Source organism: Paraburkholderia sediminicola, from assembly GCF_046026895.1.
In the GTDB taxonomy this organism is placed as follows: domain Bacteria; phylum Pseudomonadota; class Gammaproteobacteria; order Burkholderiales; family Burkholderiaceae; genus Paraburkholderia; species Paraburkholderia sediminicola_C.
Map to the genome: position 1 here is coordinate 136910 of NZ_JAQQEU010000009.1, position 20544 is coordinate 157453.

Annotated in this window: 19 protein-coding genes and 1 pseudogene; 4 read left to right on the plus strand and 16 right to left on the minus strand. The window is 62.7% G+C overall.

The window, feature by feature from the left end:
* Positions 1-164 precede the first annotated feature (164 nt).
* From PQR02_RS09330 to ydiK, 3 genes are all read left to right on the plus strand, one after another.
* Positions 165-590 carry a glycine zipper family protein gene (locus tag PQR02_RS09330; protein ID WP_408228842.1) on the plus strand — a complete coding sequence of 142 codons (426 nt, stop codon included), beginning with the start codon at positions 165-167 and terminating at the stop codon, positions 588-590.
* 99 nt (positions 591-689) lie between these two features.
* Positions 690-1274: a hypothetical protein gene (locus PQR02_RS09335; protein WP_408228723.1), complete on the plus strand. Its 585-nt coding sequence runs from the start codon at positions 690-692 to the stop codon at positions 1272-1274.
* Positions 1275-1482: 208 nt separating this feature from the next.
* Positions 1483-2637: an AI-2E family transporter YdiK gene (ydiK, locus tag PQR02_RS09340; protein ID WP_408228726.1), complete on the plus strand. Its 1155-nt coding sequence runs from the start codon at positions 1483-1485 to the stop codon at positions 2635-2637.
* A gap of 46 nt (positions 2638-2683) precedes the next feature.
* On the opposite strand, the gene PQR02_RS09345 is transcribed toward ydiK, so the two are convergent.
* The 11 genes from PQR02_RS09345 to PQR02_RS09395 all read right to left on the minus strand — a co-directional run bounded on the left by PQR02_RS09345 (position 2684) and on the right by PQR02_RS09395 (position 16204).
* Positions 2684-2977 (minus strand): hypothetical protein, encoded by a 294-nt coding sequence (locus PQR02_RS09345; RefSeq protein ID WP_408228729.1) that lies wholly within the window; start codon positions 2975-2977, stop codon positions 2684-2686.
* A gap of 35 nt (positions 2978-3012) precedes the next feature.
* Positions 3013-4035, minus strand: coding sequence for a hypothetical protein (locus tag PQR02_RS09350; protein ID WP_408228732.1), 1023 nt, complete (start codon positions 4033-4035; stop codon positions 3013-3015).
* A gap of 17 nt (positions 4036-4052) precedes the next feature.
* On the minus strand, positions 4053-4310 hold the full coding sequence (locus PQR02_RS09355) for an RNA recognition motif domain-containing protein (protein WP_408228735.1): 258 nt from the start codon (positions 4308-4310) through the stop codon (positions 4053-4055).
* Positions 4311-5267: 957 nt separating this feature from the next.
* Positions 5268-5855 carry a PqiC family protein gene (locus PQR02_RS09360; RefSeq protein WP_408228738.1) on the minus strand — a complete coding sequence of 196 codons (588 nt, stop codon included), beginning with the start codon at positions 5853-5855 and terminating at the stop codon, positions 5268-5270.
* Positions 5855-7471 (minus strand): PqiB family protein, encoded by a 1617-nt coding sequence (locus PQR02_RS09365; RefSeq protein ID WP_408228741.1) that lies wholly within the window; start codon positions 7469-7471, stop codon positions 5855-5857. The genes PQR02_RS09360 and PQR02_RS09365 overlap by 1 nt, the downstream gene beginning before the upstream one ends.
* On the minus strand, positions 7452-8729 hold the full coding sequence (locus PQR02_RS09370) for a paraquat-inducible protein A (RefSeq protein ID WP_408228744.1): 1278 nt from the start codon (positions 8727-8729) through the stop codon (positions 7452-7454). The genes PQR02_RS09365 and PQR02_RS09370 overlap by 20 nt, the downstream gene beginning before the upstream one ends.
* Positions 8726-10210 (minus strand): efflux transporter outer membrane subunit, encoded by a 1485-nt coding sequence (locus PQR02_RS09375; protein WP_408228747.1) that lies wholly within the window; start codon positions 10208-10210, stop codon positions 8726-8728. The genes PQR02_RS09370 and PQR02_RS09375 overlap by 4 nt, the downstream gene beginning before the upstream one ends.
* A 1-nt stretch (position 10211) precedes the next feature.
* Positions 10212-13442: an efflux RND transporter permease subunit gene (locus PQR02_RS09380; protein ID WP_408228750.1), complete on the minus strand. Its 3231-nt coding sequence runs from the start codon at positions 13440-13442 to the stop codon at positions 10212-10214.
* 12 nt (positions 13443-13454) lie between these two features.
* Positions 13455-14705 carry an efflux RND transporter periplasmic adaptor subunit gene (locus PQR02_RS09385; RefSeq protein WP_408228753.1) on the minus strand — a complete coding sequence of 417 codons (1251 nt, stop codon included), beginning with the start codon at positions 14703-14705 and terminating at the stop codon, positions 13455-13457.
* A 376-nt stretch (positions 14706-15081) separates the two neighbouring features.
* Positions 15082-15651, minus strand: a complete 570-nt coding sequence (locus PQR02_RS09390) for a lipid-binding SYLF domain-containing protein (RefSeq protein ID WP_408228756.1) — start codon at positions 15649-15651, stop codon at positions 15082-15084.
* 175 nt (positions 15652-15826) lie between these two features.
* Complete coding sequence (locus PQR02_RS09395) at positions 15827-16204, minus strand: response regulator transcription factor (RefSeq protein WP_408228759.1); 378 nt, start codon at positions 16202-16204, stop codon at positions 15827-15829.
* 335 nt (positions 16205-16539) lie between these two features.
* Between PQR02_RS09395 and PQR02_RS09400 the strand changes: the two genes are divergently transcribed.
* Positions 16540-16725, plus strand: coding sequence for a hypothetical protein (locus tag PQR02_RS09400; protein ID WP_408228762.1), 186 nt, complete (start codon positions 16540-16542; stop codon positions 16723-16725).
* Between the two features lie 131 nt (positions 16726-16856).
* On the opposite strand, the gene PQR02_RS09405 is transcribed toward PQR02_RS09400, so the two are convergent.
* The 5 genes and pseudogenes from PQR02_RS09405 to PQR02_RS09425 all read right to left on the minus strand — a co-directional run bounded on the left by PQR02_RS09405 (position 16857) and on the right by PQR02_RS09425 (position 20238).
* The gene (locus tag PQR02_RS09405; protein ID WP_408228765.1) at positions 16857-17510 is read right to left on the minus strand and encodes a response regulator transcription factor; all 654 of its coding nucleotides are present in this window, start codon (positions 17508-17510) and stop codon (positions 16857-16859) included.
* Positions 17511-17515: 5 nt separating this feature from the next.
* Positions 17516-17716 (minus strand): annotated as a pseudogene (locus tag PQR02_RS09410) (ATP-binding protein); the annotation flags it as partial.
* Between the two features lie 508 nt (positions 17717-18224).
* Positions 18225-19013 (minus strand): hypothetical protein, encoded by a 789-nt coding sequence (locus PQR02_RS09415; protein ID WP_408228768.1) that lies wholly within the window; start codon positions 19011-19013, stop codon positions 18225-18227.
* An 11-nt stretch (positions 19014-19024) separates the two neighbouring features.
* Positions 19025-19846 (minus strand): DUF2092 domain-containing protein, encoded by an 822-nt coding sequence (locus PQR02_RS09420; RefSeq protein WP_408228771.1) that lies wholly within the window; start codon positions 19844-19846, stop codon positions 19025-19027.
* Positions 19847-19938: 92 nt separating this feature from the next.
* Positions 19939-20238: a hypothetical protein gene (locus PQR02_RS09425; protein ID WP_408228774.1), complete on the minus strand. Its 300-nt coding sequence runs from the start codon at positions 20236-20238 to the stop codon at positions 19939-19941.
* Positions 20239-20544: the final 306 nt, after the last annotated feature.

A 20544-nucleotide genomic window follows, 5' to 3' on the forward strand; every position in this document is an offset into this window, starting at 1 on the left:
CCGCCCGGCGCCCGATCCTGGCAGGATCGCGACGACCGGTGCCGGTTTCAACTACAAGCCCGCCCGAACAGGCAGCCGGCGGTCCGCATTGGCGTGGGCTCATGCAAGGAGTCGCCGTGACTACATTGACAAAGTACGTCCTTCTCGCCGCCCTGGCAGGCTCGATGTCACTCGATGGTATTGCGCAAAGCAGACCCATTGCCTACCCCGCGAAAGGACAAAGCCAGCAAAAGCAGCAGCAGGATGAAGGCGCATGTTATTCGTGGGCCAAGAGCAATACCGGCGTGGACCCCGCCGCGGTGGCCAATGCTCCGCCGCCGCCTTCCGGACCCGCGGTGGGCGGCGGCGAGCGTGTTCAGGGCGCGGCGCGCGGCGCGGCCGGAGGAGCGGTCGTCGGAGCGATAGCGGGTGACGCGGGAAAAGGCGCGGCCGTTGGAGCCACGGCGGGTACGGTGGTCGGCGGGTCGCGCGCGCGGCAGAACCGGCGCGCGGCTACGGCATCGTCGCAGCAACAGACGCAGGGCGCAATGGACACGTTCAATCGTGCCTATGCCGCGTGCATGGAAGGTCGCGGCTACACGATCAAATGAACCTTAGGGTGTAAGCGTGGCAATGCACTTCCGTAATGAAAGACCGGCGGCCAGCCTGGCCGCGAAACAACGTGCGCACAGGCGTTCAAGGAGAGAAGCATGAGAAACAGCAAACTCATCATCGCGGCGACGCTCGTGTCTCTGGCGACCGCGGGCTACGCGCAGACGGAGCCGCAAGTGGCGGTCAACAGCGCACCCGGCAAAGTATCCGTGACAGGCACGGTCAAGACGACCTCGACTGTCGTCGGTATCGAACCGGCCACGCGAACCGTCTGGCTAAAGGACGCCAAGGGAAAGGTCGTGCAAGTCGTGGTGGGTGAGGAAGCACGCAACTTCGATCAGCTCAAGGTCGGCGACGTGGTCACGGCGGAGTACTCGCAGGCCATGACCCTCACGCTCAAAAAGGGTGGCGCGCCGCTTGCCGCCAACGAAAATCAGACTCTGGAGCGCGCGCCGATGGGCGCCAAACCTGGCGGCACGGCTAGCAGGGAAGTGACCGTCATGGCCGCTGTCACCGCCGTCAATCATCAGACCGGCGCGGTGACGTTGAAAGGTCCGCAGGGCAATTCGCTGGACCTTATCGTGCAGGATCCCGAGCAGCTCAAGCTGATCAAGAAAGGGGATCATTTAGAAGTCGTCTACACCGAGGCCATCGCAGTTTCCGTCGAACCCAAAGCCAAATAACCGCGCAGGTGCCGTGCGGATCGCACGGCACCACATCGCCCGCGGCGGCACATGGGCCGGTTGAGTGCCGCTCGCCCGGTTCTTCTTCGGTGGTTGCGTTCGATCGAGTTGCGCGGCCCTCCAGACTGGCCTCGCGGTCGGCACACCCGTTTCGGCGAAGCCCATGCGCATGAGCTGGTTGCGCAGTTCGACCGGAGCCGCACAGACGATGGACGATATCGCCCACCCCATCCCGAGTCCGGAGCCGCAGCGCCAGGCAGTTCGCCCCACTGGCGATCTTGCCCGGATCGTGCTGGCTGTCGCCGCACTTGTCCTGCTCATCGGCGGCAGCCTCTACATCGTGCATCCGTTCGTGCCCGCGCTGATCTGGGGCAGCACGATCGTCGTCACGACATGGCCGCTCATGCTCGCAATCCAGCGGCGGCTCGGCGGACGGCGCTGGCTCGCCGTCACCGTCATGCTGTGGCTGGAAATCGTGGTGATATGCATCCCGACCTACGCCGCGGTGTCCACGCTTGCCGACCATACGGCCGACATCATGAACTTCGTCGAACGGCTGCCTGACTATGCGCTTCCATCGCCCCCGGGCTGGCTGCGCAGCGTGCCGTTGATGGACCATGCAACCGGCGAGTGGCAGAAACTGTCCGACGCGGGCCCAGGGGGCATTCTCGCCAAGGTGGAACCCTATGCCGCCGTGGTCGCGAAATGGCTTCTGGTGCAGATGGGTCTCGTCGGCTCGTTTGCCGTGCATCTGATACTGATGCTGATCGTGTGCGGACTGCTCTACGGACACGGCGAGGGCGCGGTCGGCCTCGTGACCGCCTTGGCCTTGCGCGTGGCGCCGGGCAACGGCGCCAACATCGTGCACCTGACGGGTCAGTCGATCCGCGCGATCGCACTCGGTGTGGTGGTAACGGCACTGGTCCAGGCGTCGCTCGGCGCGGCCGGCGTCTGGGCCGCGGGCATTCCGTTCGCAGGCGTGCTCAGCGCATTGATGCTCTTCATGTGCCTCGTGCAATTGGGACCACTAGTGCCGATGCTCGGCTGCGTGATCTGGCTATTCATGCATGATGCGCGATTGACGGCCAGCGTGCTGCTGGTCTGGGCCATCGGCGTCTCGGCGCTCGACAACGTCCTGCGGCCGATACTCATCCGCCGGGCGGTTGCGCTGCCGATGGTGCTCATCCTCTCGGGCGTGCTGGGTGGTTTGATCGCAATAGGAGCCGTCGGCCTTTTCATCGGTCCGGTCATCCTGGCCGTCACTTATCATCTGCTTCTGGCGTGGATAGAGCAGCCGAACGGGTCGGCGGCGCAAGGCAACCCCACCGGCCCGGCCGACATCAACTCGCACCGGAGCGATTGAGGCGAGAACACGCGCTCTCCTGAACCAACGACGCGACGTTCGCGCTTCACGAAAAATCGTCCGGCGTGAGCCTGATGCGCTCTCCGTGTTGCCGTGCGGCCCGGCGCACCGCCTTGCGGACTCTGGCTTGTCCGATAGCGAATGCCAGCAGGATCTGCCGGGGCGACTCGTCAATGCTGCCGAGCACTTCGTGGGCGACGACGGCCTCCAGCGAAAAGGCGCAATATCCCCAACCGAACGCGTAGGCGGAAAAGCATAGTGCGTTTTCGCGGTCGAAGAACGGACGGCCAAGTCGAATGAGCGTCGTGTCCACCGCATTCTCATCTACGATGATGCTCACGCCATGTCCTCCCCGGAGTGCGAAAGGCCGTTTCGTCAAATCAGCAATCGGCGGGCTTCCGCCAGCATGTCGCGCGCGGGCAGAAGATCGGCTCGCCTGAAGCGCACCATCGCAAAGGCGCGCATCGCATCGGAACTCGCCGGCAGACGGGCCATCTGGAGTTCCAGTTCGTCCGCCGGGCGGGTGTCCCCAGCGTCGACGACGACGTTCAACCGATCCAGCAGAAACCTTTTTTTCTGCACGTGGAAATGTGCATCCGGCGACGACAGCACGCTGCACACCATCTCCAGATGCCGTTCGAGCGCCTCGGTTTTCAGACCGAGATTCGTCAGCGCCTGATCGTTCTCATCGATTTGCTTCTGCAATTGCGCCACTTCCGCGAAGCTGCACGACGCGTCGCTGCCCAGTAGCGACCGTGCACCCGTGCCCTGCCGCTCCAGCATCCTCAAGCGCGTCCTCAGCAGCGCCCGCTCCTGCTCCAGCGAATCGCGCCGTTTCGTGTCCTCCGCAATTTTCCCGAGCGCTTCGAGCGCAAGCTGATCGACCACCCGCAAAATGATTTCCTGCCGAAGCGCCGCTTCCGACCCGGCGCACAGGCGCACCTGGTGATCGCTGAAGCCGACGGTCGTCTGCATGACATCGGTGCGCGTGGTTGCGCCAAATTGCGCGACACCGAGAGTGCGCCGCTCGTTGACGTTCATCCCGAGTACGGCGACGGCTTCGTCCGCGCCGGCACGATCATCGAAATAGGCGCGTAACGCCTCCGAGTGGCTGAAGACCGGACCGACATCGTCCGGCGTGGCGAAAAAAGCATGAATGTAGGGGTCCGTTGCCCACGCCGCCGCGCTGGCCTCCCGCGGCGCCTGCATGTCCGCGACGAGCTCGCGCAGAAAGTCGATCGACCGGTGCACGGCGGGCGCCATGCGCGCCTCGCAATCGGGCGCAAGACGCAATTGCGGACCGAGCCTGATGATCCGCTCGACGATTTCCTTCACCTGCTGGAGATCGCCTTCCTCAGATGCGCGGTTTTTCCCGAACCACCACGACAGCAGGCCCATGCGCGGCTCCTCGCGATCTAGGATTCATCGCGGGTCGGAAGAAGCAGCGCGGTGATCGTGCGGTTCTTCCAGTACAGGTTATGGATGCGCGACTGCAGTATGCGCAATCCGTCCGCGGTCACGTCGTCGAAGACCACCAGCGCCGCGGGCCGGGAGCCCCCGCCCGGCAAACGCCGAATCTCGCTGAACCGGGGAAATCCATACCGGATCAGGAACTCGCCGATTTCTTCATCGGTGACGCTTTCTTCCACGTTTCCAAGCAGCAGTTCAGCCATGATGATTGCTCCTCGACTATCAGCCTACGCGATGATCTTCTGCCTGCGGTCGACATGCAACGTGGCGCGGGGAACCCCAGCGGCGCGCGATGCACCGCTGCGCCGGAGATCAGCCCGAAAATCCTTCAGCCCCGAAGCGGAACGGGTCCTGGCAGACCAGCAGGAAACGGCGTGCGCGCTCATGTCGCTCGACATCCCCGGCAAACCGGGTAGACATATCTTTGATAGAGCGCCTGCAAAGCGTCCGTCCACATGTTATGACACATGGTGTCGAAGCACGCAACGTGCGGAATGTCGCGGCGCAACTGTGTGAGGATCCGGATCGGCTTCAGGTTGTGCGGCTGATGCGGCGGCGCAAATGCGCGCGCCGCACGGTCCGGTTCTGTTTCCATCGTGTTCTGAGCCCCAATAGTCGGCAATCGGACCAAAGTCTTATTCCTCGCTCCGGGGGCAGCGACTTGGCTCAACACGTCTGTCCCCTCCTACACCTCACGTGCGGCCGTGCGTGCGTTTCTGCGAGTGACCGCCAGTCCGGCTGGGCGCTCCTGCAAATTTACGCAGCCACACGTCGTGCAAGAAGGCCGTCGGGTATGACCGTCACAATACGGGTAACGCCTGGAAATCGCAGAAGAATCAGGCTGGCGTGACGACGACGCAGACGAGCAAAGGCGGAGAAGCCAAGACGATGAATGGAAAGGGCGGCGTGTACCGCGGCCCGAATGGGGAGAAGTGCTACAGGACGGCCGCGAGTCATGCATGCAATTGATCCAGCGCAGCGCGAGGAGCTAGCGTTGCACGGTGATGTTCGGCGTTTCCTCACAGTTGTTTGCGACGTCGCCGTAGCCAGGTAAATCCTCCACAGCACGGGCCGCCGCGTCCTGCGCGATCAACTCCAACAGGTGGCGCGAACATCCCCCGGTGCCGCATGCGCCGTGGACACCCCTGCTCCAATTTTCATCACTTCGACAGACCTCCCTGGATCGCCGTGGCAATGTCATGGCTGACGACACCGAGCCCCTCGCTGTACGCCGCCACGAGCGCTTCGTAGCCGGGGCCCGCAACGGGCTCGCGCACGACCGTATGTCCGCTCATTGGCGCCCCCCCCTTGGGCGGGCTGATCCACCATATTGCCTCGACAGTGGCGCTCTCGCCCGGCGCGCCATCGAAGCGCTGGAGTTCGACCTTGACACGGTACGGTGTACCGGCATCCGTGTCCTGCGGATAGACGGACACGCGTGCGCCTGGCAGCAGAACTGCGAGATTGGCCGCTATCACGCGCGGAATCTGACTCTTCACCAAGTCCGCCCAACGCGCGAATTCGTCAAGCTTCACTTGATTGTCGCTGACGCGAACCACGAACTGCGGACGGTCCACGAGCTCGGGCACCGTGACCGACGTGACTGCCACGTTGACCGGGCGGGCCGTGTAGGCGTCGCCAGGCGCGGCGACCGCGCTTAACGTATAAAAGCTGGCTGTTGGCGAGGTGCTACAGCCGGCCAGTGCGGCGACCGTCAGCACCAATGCCCTGGACAGAAACGTGCGCATCACTTTTTATCCTCCGACTTGCCGCGAATCAGCGCCTCAGGATGACGCTCGAGGTAGTCAGCCAACGTGCGGAAAGCTGCCGCGGTGCGTGCGAGTTCGCGCATCGTATCGGCGGTACTCTGCGTGAGGGGCGAGTCGGGCTGCAACGCTGTATTCGCCGAATTCAGCGCCGCCTGTGCCGCTGCGAGCGTGGAGCGCGCCTGAGGCACCACTTCGCTATCCAGCCGTTTCAGGAGCGCGTCGGCGTCCTGCAACGTCTGTTTGGCGTTGTTGCCAATCCCTTCGAACGGAATCTTGTTGAGCCTGGCAATCAGCGCCGACACCGAATCCTGCAGCGATTGCAGGCCGCCGGGCACGGTCGGCAACTCAGGCGGATTGGCGTTCCAGTCGATCGTCGCTTTCGGCGCATTGGGGAAGAAGTCGATCCCAACATATAACTGCCCGGTCAGGAGGTTGCCGGTTTTCAGTTGCCCACGCAAGCCACGCGCGACCAGCCAGTCCCCGAGCTGGTGGGGGTCTGCCGCTATCCTTCCGCGCTTTTCTCCGCCCTTGTAGCGTGACGTGAAGCGCTCGGGGTAGAAGCGTATCTCGACCGGGATGCTGAACTGCTTCGTGACTGGATCGAAGCGCGTATAAATCGCTGCCACCTCACCGACCACGATCCCGCGAAAATCGACAGGCGCCCCAACCGACAGCCCGCGAACCGACTCGGTAAAGTCAAACACATACTTGTCGACGATGCGGTCATGGCGCTTCATGGCCTCGTCGCGGGTACGGAACAGCGAGAATTCCTCGCCGACGGCAGCCTCGTTCTTGTCTGCATTCTCCTCTGGCGTCTGGAAGGCGAGCCCTCCGATCAGAATGGCCACCAGCGACTCGGTGTTGACCTTGACGCCATTGGTATCGAGCGCCACGTCAATGCCGCTGGCGTGCCAGAAGCGGGTATCGTCCTTGACATACTTGTCATAGGGGGCGTTGACGAACACATGCATTGTCACCCCTTTGCCATTTCCATCCAGCGCATACGAGGTGATCTGTCCAACCTGCAGGCGCCTGAAAAAGATGGGAGAGCCCACATCGAGCGAGCCCATATCGTCCCCTTTCAATATGAATTCCCGCCCCGGCACACCCGTGGCAATAACAGGCGGCGTCTCAAGACCGACAAAGTCACTGCGCGACGTTTTTGCGGTTCCCACATCCATGCCAATGAAGGAACCGGACAGCAACGTGCCGATGCCCGATACGGTGCCGCCGGAAATGCGCGGGCGCACCACCCAGAAGCGCGTGTCGCTGACCAGCAACCTCGAAGCGTCCTTGGCGAGTTCGGCGCGCGCAATCACGCTGCGGTGGTCCGGCGACAGCACCACGCTCGTGACAGTGCCAATGTCGACGTTCTTGAACTTGATCTTGGTCTTGCCCGCTTCGAGACCTTCTCCGGTCGCAAAGCTGATCGTGATCGTCGGCCCCTTGTCGAGCACCGCCTTGACGGCCAGCCAGCCGCCGATCAGCACAGCGACGATCGGCACCAGCCAGACCAGTTGCATACGCCAGCGCTTGCGCGGCACGGCCACGGCATCGGGAATGTCGGGCGAACGGTTATCGGGCGGCCGGGACATGATTATTCTCCGCCCGGTCCCAGATCAGGCGCGGGTCGAACGATAGTGCGGCAAACATCGTGAGAACGACGACCGACCCGAACGCAATAGCGGCCGGCCCGGCCTGGATGGTTGCGAGCCCCTTGAACTGCACGAGCGCGACGAGAATGGTGATGACGTAGATGTCGAGCATCGACCAGCGACCGACCAGTTCCACCAGCCGGTAGATCCGCGCCCGTTGTTGCGGCGACCAGGGCGAACGCAGCTGCGTCGAGATAACAAGGAACATCAACGCGATGATCTTGAGCATCGGCACCGCGATGCTCGCGATAAACACGATGATGGCGAGCGGCCATGAGCCGGAGGTCCAGAGATAGACCACGCCGCTCAGGATCGTATCTTTCTCGCTGCCGAACAGCGAACTGGTGTTCATGACGGGCAGCGCGTTCGCCGGGATGTATAGAACCATCGCAGCGATCAGGAGCGCCCACGTGCGGCCGATGCTGTTGGGCTGGCGCGCGTGCAGATGCGCACCGCAGCGCGGACAGGCCGCGTCGGCGCCGTGCGCGGCGTGCTTCACGAGCTGGTCGCACGTGTGGCAGGTCAGCAGGCCGCAACCCATGGCCGTGGGTGCGCGTGGGATGACTGACTCGACGGTATCGGGACCGGCCGCCTGCGTGCCGCGCGCGCGTTCCCAGAATTCACGTGGATCGAACGCGCTGCTGGCTGCCGCAAGCAGCGCCATGAGTACGCCGAACGTCCACAACGCCGTGCCGGGCACGACGCTGGCGATGTGGGCCAACTTGACCAGGGCGACCAGCATGCCGAGTATCAGGACCTCGGTCATTCCCCACGGTCGAACCAGTTGCAGAAGACGGAAGATCAGGTCGAACCGGTACGGCACCCGGCCGAAGCGAAGCGGCACCAGCAGATAAGTCATCGTCGCCATCTGCAGAAGAGGCATCACGAATGTCGTGGCCAGCACGAGCCCGGCGATGGGCCACATGCCATCGTCGTACAGCACGCGGGCGGCGCCTAGCAAGGTCGTCTGAACGAGCTCGCCATTGACACTGAGGCCGACCATCGGGAACGCGTTCCCGATGGCGAACAGCACCATCGCGCTGAGCGTGAACGCCAGCGCCCGGTCGACGCTGTCCGGACGGCTGCGCGACAACTCGGCGTTGCAGCGGCGGCAGCGCAGCACGCCCTTGAGTGGCAACGGCAATTCGCGCTGCAACAGATCGCATTCGTGGCAGGCAATCAGGCGCCCGGTCGTCATCGCGGCAACTCCGCAAGCGCCTCGCCCGTTTTCCGGACGACACTGCCCTCCTGCTGCGGAGTCTGGTGCGTCATCTGCTCCGCGGTGACTACCCAGCCGCCGCCCATCGCCTTGTAAAGCGCGACAAGCGAGCTGAACACCACGCCGTTGGTCTGCGTATAGCTGAGCTGCGCGTTAAACAGGCTGCGTTCGGCGTCCAGTACTTCGATATAACTCGTGTAGCCGCCTTCAAAACGCAGCCGCGCAAGCCGCGCATAAGTGCGAAGCGCATCGACCTGGCGCTCCTGAATGACGAGCTGCTCGCGCGACTTCTGCACCGAGATGAGCGCATCGTCGACCTCCTGAAACGCGGTCTGAATCGCCTGCTGGTACTGGAACAAGGCCTGTTGTTGCTGCGCTTCGGCCTGCCGCACCTGTCCGCTGATGCTGCCGGCCGTGAAGATCGGCACGGTCACGGAACCTGCAAACGCCCAGATCCGCGCCGGTCCGGTAAACAGCTTCGAGAATTCGCCGCTGGCCGAGCCAAACAGTCCGGTCAGTGAAATCGACGGAAAATAGAGTGCGCGAGCGGCGCCGATCAGCGCGTTGGCGGCCACCAGGTTCTGCTCGGCTTGCAGCAGATCCGGGCGCCGTGCGAGCAGATCCGAGGGCAACCCGGCGGGCACCGCCGGAACAGCCAGATCGGACAGCTGGCGGCCGCGCACGATGTCGCCCGGGTTACGGCCCAGCAGGATCGACAGCGAGTTTTCCTGCTGGGCGATCTGCGTCTGAAGCTGGGGAATCGTCGCGAGCGATGCCTCGTATTCCGACTGGCTCTGCGCCAGCTCCATTTGCGATACGTCGCCCCCTTTGAACCGCAACGTAAAGACGTGCACCGATTCCGCGCGGGACTCTGTCGTGGACTTCGCGATCTCGAGCTGCTGGTCGAGATCGCGCAGATTGATGTAGGCCGTCGCCACCGACGCGACTAGCGTCAGGATCGTCGCGCGCCGCCCTTCCTCGCTGGCCAGCAGGCCGGCGCGCGCCGCTTCGGTCTGGCGGCGTACCTTGCCGAACAGATCGATTTCCCACGCCGCCGACAATGTCGGCTCGAAGATGTTGAAGACCGGCGATACCCCCGCGGGTAAAGGCACGCCGGCAGCCTGCGAGGTACGCTGGCGCTGCGCATCGAACCCGGCGGCCACCTGTGGAAACAGCCCCGAGCGGGTGGTGACGAACTGGCCGAGAAACTGGTCGACGCGTGCGGCCGCAATCTTCACATCCTTGTTTTCTGCCAGCGCGGTGGCGATCAGATCGTTCAGCACCGGGTCCTGAAACTGCTCCCACCACGCGGTATTGGCCACCTCGGCGGTCTCACCGGCCGCGAAGCGATACGTGGCCGGTGTGTCGATCGCCGGCCGCGAGTAGTTCGGGCCGAGCAGACAGCCGCCCAGACTCAGCAGCACGGGCACCAGAAGGGGCAAGGACGCTCTGCTACGCATGTCATTCGCCCTCGTGTCTGGCCGACGGCGTGATCGTAGGAGCGCCGCCAGCGCCTGTGCCGCCCGCAGCGTCGTCGCCGGGCTTGCTGCCGGTCGGCCCCGGTGTCTTCTTGCCGCCGCTTTTCTCTGACATCGACTCGAGCACGTAGAAGAACATCGGGATGAAGAACACGGCAATCACCGTCGCGCCGAGCATCCCGCCGATCACGCCGGTGCCGATCGAATGGCGGCTGTTCGCGGACGCGCCCAGCGCAATCGCCAGCGGCACGCAGCCAAGGATGAACGCGAGCGAGGTCATCACGATCGGGCGCAGACGTTCGGTCGCCGCCGTGACTGCGGAGTCGTACACCGACTCGCCCGACTCGCGGTTGAGCACCGCAAACTCGAAGATCAGGATCGCGTTCTTGGCCGCGAGCGCAACCAGCATCGTCAGACCGATCTGAAAGTAGACGTCGTTTTCGAGGCCGCGCAGCATGATCGCGAGCAGTGCGCCGAACAGCGCGAACGGTACGGCCATCAGCACCCCGAACGGCAGGCTCCACTTCTCGTATTGCGCGGCAAGAATCAGGAACACCATGATCAGGCCGAACACGAACACGAGCGCGGAGGTCCCGCCGGCTTTCTTGGCCTCGTACGCCTCGCCGCTCCAGCCGAGGCTATAGCCGTCCGGCAGCACCTGCGCACCCACTTCGTCGAGCGTGTTGAGCACCTGGCCCGAACTGACACCCGGGGCGGGATTGACGGTGACCTTCACGGCCGGGAAATTGTTGAACCGCGTCACCAGATCAGGGCCCGTGTCGAACTTCGAGGTCACGACCGCCTTGAGCGGCACCATGCTGTTGGTCTTGCTGCGCACGAAGATCTGATCGAGATCCTGCGGCTTGAGGCGGTAGGACGGTTCGGCCTGCAGGATCACCTGCCACAGGCGGCTCGAACGGTTGAACTGCGAGACGTACAGCGAACCGAACATCGTCTGCATCGCGCTGTAGACGTCCTCGATCGGCACACCCAGCGTCTCCGACTTGTCGCGGTCGACGTTCACCAGCAGCTGCTGCGCGGACGCATTGAAGGTCGACGTGACGCGCGCCAGTTCGGGCCGGGCCTTGGCCTTGGCGACAAATTGGTCTACCACGCCTGCCAGTTGCGCGGTGGTGGCATCGCCCTGCGCCTGGACCCATACCTCGGTGCCGCCGGTCGTGCCCAGGCCGGGAATCGACGGCGGATTGACCGGCAGGATGATCCCCTCCTGCACCGCCGAGAGATGCTCGTACGCGTCGATCAGCACCGCGCGCGCGTTCTGGGTCTTGATGTTGGCGAACTTGTATCGTTCGTCGAAGCTCTTGAAGCCGACAAAAAACGTTCCGGCATTGTTCTTGTTCTGACTGTCGAGCAGGCTGAAGCCGTTGACAATCGTCACGCTGCCCACGGCCGGCTGCTTCATGAAATAGTCCGTGACATGCTGCGTGACCGCCTCCGTGCGATCGAGGCTCGCGGCATCCGGCATGATTACCGCGCCGAGCAGGTAACCCTGGTCCTCCGGCGGCAGGAACGAGGTAGGAATCGAGCGCATCATGACGACCGCGAGCGCAATCACGCCCGCGAAAATGAGCAGCCCGATCACGGAACGCTTGATGGCGAGCTTGACCAGGTTCGTATAGCCAGCCGTCATCCGCCCGAACGCGTTATCGAACCACTTGAAGAAACCGCGCTTTTCATGGTGACCGGGCTTCAGGAGCAACGCCGCCAGCGCCGGCGACAAGGTCAGCGCCACCACCCCGGACAGCACCACGGAGATCGCGATGGTGATGGCGAACTGCTTGTACAGTTGTCCGGTGATGCCGCCGAGAAATGCGACCGGCACGAACACCGCGCACATCACCAGCACGATCGCGATGACCGGCCCGGAAACCTCGTCCATCGCCCGCTTGGCCGCGTCTTTCGGGTTCAGCTTGTGAACGGTCATATTCCGCTCGACGTTCTCGACCACCACGATCGCATCGTCCACCACAATGCCGATCGCCAGCACCATGCCGAACAGCGTCAGCATGTTGATCGAGAACCCAAGTGCCAGCATGCCCATGAAGGTGCCGATGATCGATACCGGCACCGCGATGACCGGTATCAACGTGGCGCGCAGACTTTGCAGGAACACGAATACGACGATCACCACCAGCACGAGGGCTTCGAAAAACGTATGGATGACGTCCGAGATGGAGGCGCGGGTGAAGTCCGTCGTGTCCATCGCAATCTCGTAGTCGATACCTTCCGGGAACGACTTCTTCATCTCCGCAAGGGTCGCGCGCACCTGCTTCGAGACATCGAGCGCGTTAGCCCCCGGTTGCTGATACACCGCCATGACCGTGGCGGGCTTGCCCTGGAACCGGCTGCGGATCGAGTAGTCTTTCTGGCCGAGTTCAGCCCGGCCGATGTCCTTGAGCCTCACGATCGCCGCATCGCCATTCGTCGCGCGGATAATGATGTTGTCGAACTCAGTGGGGTCGGTGAGCCTCCCGGTGGTGGTGACGGCAAACGACTGCTCGACGGCGGTGCCGGTTGGCGACTGCCCGATTTGCCCGACCGCGAACTGCTGGTTCTGGTTGGCCACGGCCCGCTGCACGTCGGCCGCCGTAATGCCCAGTTGCGCCATCCGGTCGGGTTTCAGCCAGATGCGCATCGCGTAGTCGGGCGTGCCGAAGATGCTCGACTGGTTCGCACCCGGTATGCGCTTCAACGCATCGAGCACATAGATGTTCGCGTAGTTGGCGATATAGGTGGCATCGTAACGATCAGTCGGCGAATAGATGGCGATCACCATCATGAACGCCGACGACTTCTTCTGCACCTGGATGCCCTGCGCCTGCACGGACGAAGGCAATTGCGGCAACGCCAGGTTCACGCGGTTCTGCACGTCGACCTGCGCGAGTTCCGGGTTGGTGCCGATCTGGAAGAAGGCGTTGAGCGTATAGGCGCCGGTCGACGAACTCGACGAGTACATGTAGATCATGTTGTCCGCACCGTTCACCTGCTGCTCGATCGGCGCGGCTACGTTATTCGCGACCACCGCCCCATTGGCCCCTGGGTAGGTCGCGGAAATCGTGATCTGCGGCGGCGTGATGTCCGGGTACTGGGCAATAGGCAGACTGAACATCGCCAATGCCCCACCCAGCGTGATGACAATTGAAATCACCGACGCGAAGATGGGCCGGTCGATGCAGAAATGAGAAATGTTCATATCGACCGTCGCTCACTCGATCGCGGGCTGGCCGGACCGGCGGGCCAGATGCAGGGGCTGGTCGGGCGATGCGTTGGCGGCCGGAGTCGGCTTCGGGGCCGCCTCGGGCGCGCCCTTTATCTTGAGCGGCGTGTCGGCGACAACCCGGATTGCCCCATCCACCACGACGCGCTCGCCCGGTTTGAGTCCCTCCGAAATGAACCAGTCGTCGCCATGCCATTCGCCGGTTTCGACCACGCGTTGATGCGCCTTCGAGTCATTGTCGACCACCCACACGAAGTGACTCTTCGCACCTTGCAGGACCGCGCGCTGCGGCACGAGAATCGCGTTTGGCCGCACGGCTCCGGAGACCACGGCGCGCACGAACTGTCCGGGGCGTAAGACGCCTTTCGGATTGGCAAACGAGGCGCGTACGAGGAAGGTGCCGGTCTGGTCGCTAAAGGCAGGGTTGGTAAAGTTGATATGGCCTTCCGCGGGAAACACGGTGCCATCGGCCAGGACGACAGTGACGACATAGTCGCTATTGGCCGGCATCCGCAGCGTCCCTCTCTGGGCTTCGGCGCGATACCTCAATAGTTCGTTTTCCGAAAGGCTGAAGTTTACCCACATCGGGTCGAGCTGGTAAATGTAGGTGAGCAGGCTCGACGAGCCAGCGGACACATAGCTGCCGTCCTGCTGCCTCGCGAAACTGGACAGACCTTCGAGCGGCGACTTGATGGTGGTATAGCTCAGATTGAGTTCCGCGGTCCGCACCTCGCCCTGCGCGGAGATCACGGCGGCCTCGGCCTGTTTCTCATTGCCGGTCGCATCGTCGAGATCCTTCTGGCTCAACGCGTTCTGCTTCGCGAGCGGAATGACGCGCGCCAGATTGGCTTTCGTCACGTAAAGCCTTGCCTGCTGCTGGGCAAGCTGGCCCTCGGCCGTCTTGAGCGCCGCCTCGAATGGCTTGCGGTCCATCAGGAACAGTGTCTGCCCGGCATGCACAAGGTCCCCCTCCCTATACACGCGCTTGTCGAGAAACCCGTCTACGCGTGCGCGAATCTCGACTTCGCGCGAACTTTGCGTCTGAGCGGTGAATTCGATCGAGACTGGCGTGTCGTGCGGTTGAACCGTCATGACCGTCACTTCGGTGACGGTCGCCGGCGGGGCGGTCGACGCCTTGTGACAGCCCGTGCAAAGCAGGAAGGTTGCACAAGCGAGCGCGAGTCTGAAATCGACCCGATAAGTGCGTCGCGTACAGGCATTCAGTGGCGCGAATTCCATGGCATCACCTGTCACGGTTTGTCGGGCGTACCTCGACCGGCGCAGCAAGGCGAGCCGGACGCAAAGCGCAGACACGCACTGTTCATGATGTCTCACTCTCCCAACGAACGGTGCCTACTGGACCGTGTAGCCACGGCCCGACATGCAAGCCGCCACGGCCCGGGAAGGTCGCCATCTCCTGCGAGACCTGCTGCTGCCCCGCCTGCTGTTGTTGGGCCGCAGCCTGGTTGGCACGGCGCCACCAGAAACCCGGGCAGTCCGGCTGTGACGCACGGCGATACTTTCATGACACCCCCCGTCAGGCCTCTTTGACCCAGGCGTTGACACACGTGACAGTTCGAACTGCCGCGCCGATCGGTATGAGTCATACAGCACATTAGCGACCGGTCTGCGTAATCTTCTGCCCTTGCACGCCCATGCCTGCCATCAGGCCTGACTGGCCAAAGATGAACGCGTAGACATCGGACTGCATTGTGGTGGTTGTCATCGAATTGGCCTTTCCCTCGTCCATGACCACGACGCTCGGACCCACGCCAACCGACCAGCCGTCGCTGGAGTTCAGGTAGTTAAGCGCGGCGGGTGTCATCAGGAACATCACCTGGGAAAAATCCTGCGCGCCCGCCTGCAGACCATACGAAACCGCCGTCAGGTTGTAGTAGCCAAGCACCTTGCCGTTGGGGTCGAACAATACGCCGTTGCCTTCCTGGCCGCCTACAAGCAGACCCGCCTTGATGATGCTCGGAAACACCAGAACGGCGGTTGCGCCGCTCCTCAGGTCGGCGGCTTTCGGTGTCGTCGCAATCAGTGTCTTGTACGCGTCGCGTGCCTGCTGTTCGAGGTCCGGGCGCCCGGAGCTGCCCGTCGAACTCGATGAACCCATGTTCGAGCACGCTACGGCAGCGAGAACGATCGGAATCGTTATCAGAAGACGCAAAAATTTGAACATGATGACGCGCTCCACTTAAAAAATGGTCGATCTCTGATCGCGTTACGCAACGGCCAGCGATGCACCTCACGTTGGGCTCTGATCCAGCAAGGTCAATTTTGGTCGCGTCTCTAACGAATAACAATTAGCCTTTGGTCTTATACGCGAGGCGGTCGCACTGAACCGATCCGCCCGCCTACTCCATGCCCAGAGCGGAACGTACTGCCCTGAAAAAGATCTCGTCATCAAACGGCTTGCGCAGGTACGCCAGAGCGCCGGCAGACAGCGCCTGCTCGCGTATGCCGATGTCGTCATGTGCGGTGATAAAAATAACAGGCAAGCCACTGCCAGCCAGGCGCCGCTGCACCTCCAGTCCGTTCAACCCAGGCATCTGAACATCGAGAATCACGCACGCCGGGTGATACGAGCGGATTGACGGCAAGGCTTCGAGAAATGCTTCTCCGCTCGCGAACGACTCCGCCGCGACCCCGATCGAACGCAATAGCCGTTTGATCGCCCGGCTCACGGACTCGTCGTCATCGACGACGACCACAAATGGTTGGGCTTTTCCCATTATGAATAGTCCAGTGGCGTCAACTTGTGCGCGTGTGCATGCCCCAAGCACCTAGACTACGAGACATATTCGGATTGCGGTATTGAACCTTGGTCCTATCATCCTCAAGGTGAGCTGTGCCGTCGCCGGAAGTCACGAGAACGTGCTTGCCTCTCCAGGACCAAAGTCCACTATCAGCACCGTGCTGATAAACATAGACTTGCATCCGGGAATCACTTACGCTGAACCTGAGGAAAAAAGGCGGCGACGCGCCTTCGGTCGAAGAGACTCCGTCGATCGAGCGCACGGTTGCGGGTGCCAAACCCGGCGGCACCTTGGGCCGGGAAGTGAAAATCGTGGCTGACGTGGTCGCGGTCAATCCCAAACACAAGACCGTCACGTTGAGAGGCCCCAAGGGCAACACGCTCGACCTGAAGGTGGAGGATCCTGCACAGTTCGCCAACATCAAAAAGGGCGATCAGGTCGATGCCGTGTATACCGAGGCACTCGCCATTTCCGTCGAACCGGCTGCCGCGAAGTAGATGCCTCGCCGGTCGACTTGACGTGCGGCGGCCGGCCTGAAGATGAGCGGCGCAAAATCCGCACGGTGCGAGGCACACAGCCACCAGTTCGCGGGCATCAAGCTTGCCCCCCCGCTGTGAGCGCCTGAGAATCACGCGGTCTGGCACATCTGCCAGGATAGCCGGCGATCGGCGGAAGAAAGTGTGTCCATACGGTCAATGACGTGCACCAGCTGGGCGAGCGAGGTCACTTCCATCTTCGTCATGACCCGCGCGCGATGCGCCTTGATAGTCTGCACGGCCGTACCTAGTTCGCGTGCGATCTGCTTGTTCAGATACCCGGTCGCGACCAGTTCCAGAACATCCCGCTCGCGTGGGGTGAGCCGGTCGAAACGGCCACGCAGCGCATCCCGTTCGCAGCGGCTCGCGTAAAGCACTCTGGCACGCCCGAGCGCCTGCTCGAGCGCACTCAGCAAGTCCGTGTCGCGCACGGGTTTCGCCAGAAAATCGGACGCACCGGCCTTCATGGCGTGGACCGCGATCGCGGTGTCGTCATAACCCGTGATGAAGATGATCGGCAAGGCATCGCCCAGTTCATGCTGCAACTGAAGACCGCTGATGTCGGGCAAATGAATGTCCAGTACCAGGCACGACGGACACGCGGGCGCGTGTGCGGCAGCCAGGAATTCGCGTGCCGTGGCGAACGCCTCGACGCGATGACCCGCAGAGCGAATCAGTCGCGCAAGGGCGGTACGTTCGGAATCGTCGTCGTCGACGACGAACACCACTGGCTCGGAATATCCCATGGCTCTTATCGCAATTCCTTGTGCTCGGCCGCGTTCCCGGTTGGCAACGTGGCGTAGAACGTCGTGCCTCGATCAACATTGCTCTCGGCCCAGAGGCGGCCGCCGTGAAGCGCCACGATCGCGCGGCTGATTGACAATCCACGCCTCAGGCCATGGGGTTTGGATGTATGGAACGGAGTAAAAACCGAATCCAGCCTGCCGGAGGCGAGTCCGTGGCCGCACTGCGCACGGCGATGCGGGCCATGCCATCGGGCGGCCGGGCTAGCGTAATCACGACCACGCGCCGGGAGGCCGCTCCGTCGCTCATCGCGTCGAACGCATCGTGAAACAGAATGAGCGTGACCTGCTGCAACTGCACCTTGTCGACGTAAACGGTAGGGTGACCCTCGGCTATATCAACGACACCAGGGTCTGGCGGAAGATTGCGTCGCTCTCGAACACAGCTCCCAGGCATGCCCCGCTCGTAGATTTGGCCAGCCCGAACGCATGGTTGCGGTTTGCCGTTGTCGTGTGGGCGAGACCGCCTATGCCCCTCCCCGGCCCAATGAATGGCCCGTCTTGCCGCTGCGCGGAACCGTCTCCCGAGCGGTTGCCTCGTGCGCTGCTCACGCTGAGGCGGCGTTTTCTCCACCACAGCTTCGCCAGGTGGCCTTGAATCTGTCTCCGAGGGTTGCCTCACGCGAATGCAGTAAGTCGACTTTAACTTGAGGCTCCTCACGGCGCAGGCACCACGCGATAGTAAACGCCATTCGCGCCGTAGGCGGGTTGAAACCACGTATTGCCGCACAGGTAGTATGTGCCGCCCGAAACCTTGGGCGATATGCAGCCGGCCGGGAGCGTCGCGTAGACCGCACCCATCGCAAACGAGTTACTGACCGGAGCGGGCACAGGGGCGGTGGTAGTCGCTCCTGCCACATAGCCGGCGTTATAAGCGTTCGACGTCGCTGCCGCGGTGTTCGCCGATGCCACGGTGGCGCCGACCGCCGCGCCGACCGCTACGCCCGCGGCGGCTGCCCCCGCTGTGGACCAGCCGCCGCAGTTGTAGCACGTGGATCCGTAATTGTTCACCGTCACCGGCGGATGGTAAGCCGGGTATCTGGCGCCGTAGTAAGCGCTGTGGTACGCAGTCGCACCTGAGGCGCTCGTGTAGCTCGTATAGCCTGAGCCGGTGGCATGGTATGCCGAACCACCATAGCCGTTAGTCGCGCTGGTTCCCTGTCCGTAGGTGTGAGTCGCACTTCCGCCGTAGCGATTGGTGGCGGTCGTCTGCCCCGACCCCTGGGCGTGCGTTGCTGTATTGCCGTAGCGGCCCGTAGCGGTCGTGCCCTGTCCGTAGGTGTGCGTTTCGCTGCCCCCCCAAGCGTTCGAGCGCGTCGTAGACCCGGAACCGGGCGTATGTGACGTACGACCTCCGTAATAGTTGGCGTGCGACCACGCGCCGGCGGCACCCGCAGCGAGCGCGGGGATAAGAAAAACCACCAGACGGATGACGACGTTCTTCACAGTGCGTCTCCTCATTGACTTTTGGTGGAGTTGGCTTTCTTCGGCGGCGGCATCATTCCGGGCGCATCCGTCGCGTCCGGGCGCGCGAACGCGATGCGTGCCGCGCCGGCCACGTTGGCCGGAACGAAAGCATCCACAGGAATCGCACTGTCCAGTTTCCAGTCGGAAAGCGTCAGCACGTGACGCAGCCGGGCGGGATCGTTGAGGTAAATCGCGTAGATACGACGCGGGAGCTTGTCCTCCGCGCCGATCCAGGCCTGCACGAACACGTCCCCGGTGACATACGCCACCATATCCGTTGTCGTGTCGCCGACAACGTTTGATTGTCCGATGTAGAAAGCGACCTTCAGTCGGTCGGCGATGTCCTGGTACGGATCCGCGACGATCACGTCGGTGAACGGGAAATAGATTGCGCCGGTATCGAAGGCCACCTGTAGCGCGGCATCGATGGTCGGCGGCGCGTCGGCGACAGCGACCAGATTCTCGGCCGGTGAGAACGCGGTCATGGTCTTGCCGTCGTAGTAGAACTCCGAACGCGGCCCGTCTGCTGTGGTGATGACCCTGAGCTTGTCGGGCCGCTGCACTATGACCTCGGATCGGGTCGAATAGACGAGCGGCGGGCCGAGGCGGCTTGGACTTTCATACGAAACGATCGCGGTGAACGACATCGTCTTCGCGGCCGCGAGGCGGGCACTCGCCGCCTTGAGAATGTCGATCGCGCGCTGCTCAAGTCCAGGCTGGAATGATGGCACCGCAGATTTCGCCGCCGGCGTGGCCACATGTTTCGTCGCATGCTGCGCTTGCTGGGCGTTGCCGCTTGCGGCCAGCAACATGCCCAGCACGACGGCCGCTATGCTTCGCTGCAATTTTTCATAACTCATCGCGGTCTCAGTGAGTAGCCAGGCTTTGCGGCACCAGTCGACGCTCAGGGGAGCATGCCGCACTCAAACATCTTGTTGGCAATCGGCGCTGCCACCTTGCTGATGAAAGCAGCACGCATCTGCGGGTCGTCGTGCAATAGTTGTACAGCCTGCTGCTCTCTCTCAGACTTCGGCCTGCCCTGCTTCTGGGCCCGCTCCTGCCACAGTTGCTCACAGCTTGATTGCTGGTATCTTTGAACCAGCTTGTCGGCGACCATGTCCATCATCGGGTATTGTTGTGCGACGGCAATACCCGTGAACAGCAGGGCTGGCGTGATCGCGAACCACAAGAGACGCTTGTTCATGAGTTTGCTCCTCATATCGTCATCAAAGTGTCGGTCAGGTAAACTGCCGTGATCGGCGGATGCAGTTGCCCGTGTCAAGGGGTGTATTTTTTATACTCGGACCTTCCAGGCCGAGACCGGCCATCAAGCCCTCCTGACCCTATACGAATGCGTAGACATCGGACTGCACCGTGGTGTGGTCAACTCTCCTGGCCTTGCCCGCATCCATCACCGCGGCGCTCGGGCCGATCGCAACGGACCAGTTGTCGCCGCTGTTAGTGGTAGCTGATTGCTGAGTCCGTCATGACATAGCCTGTGAACACGGGC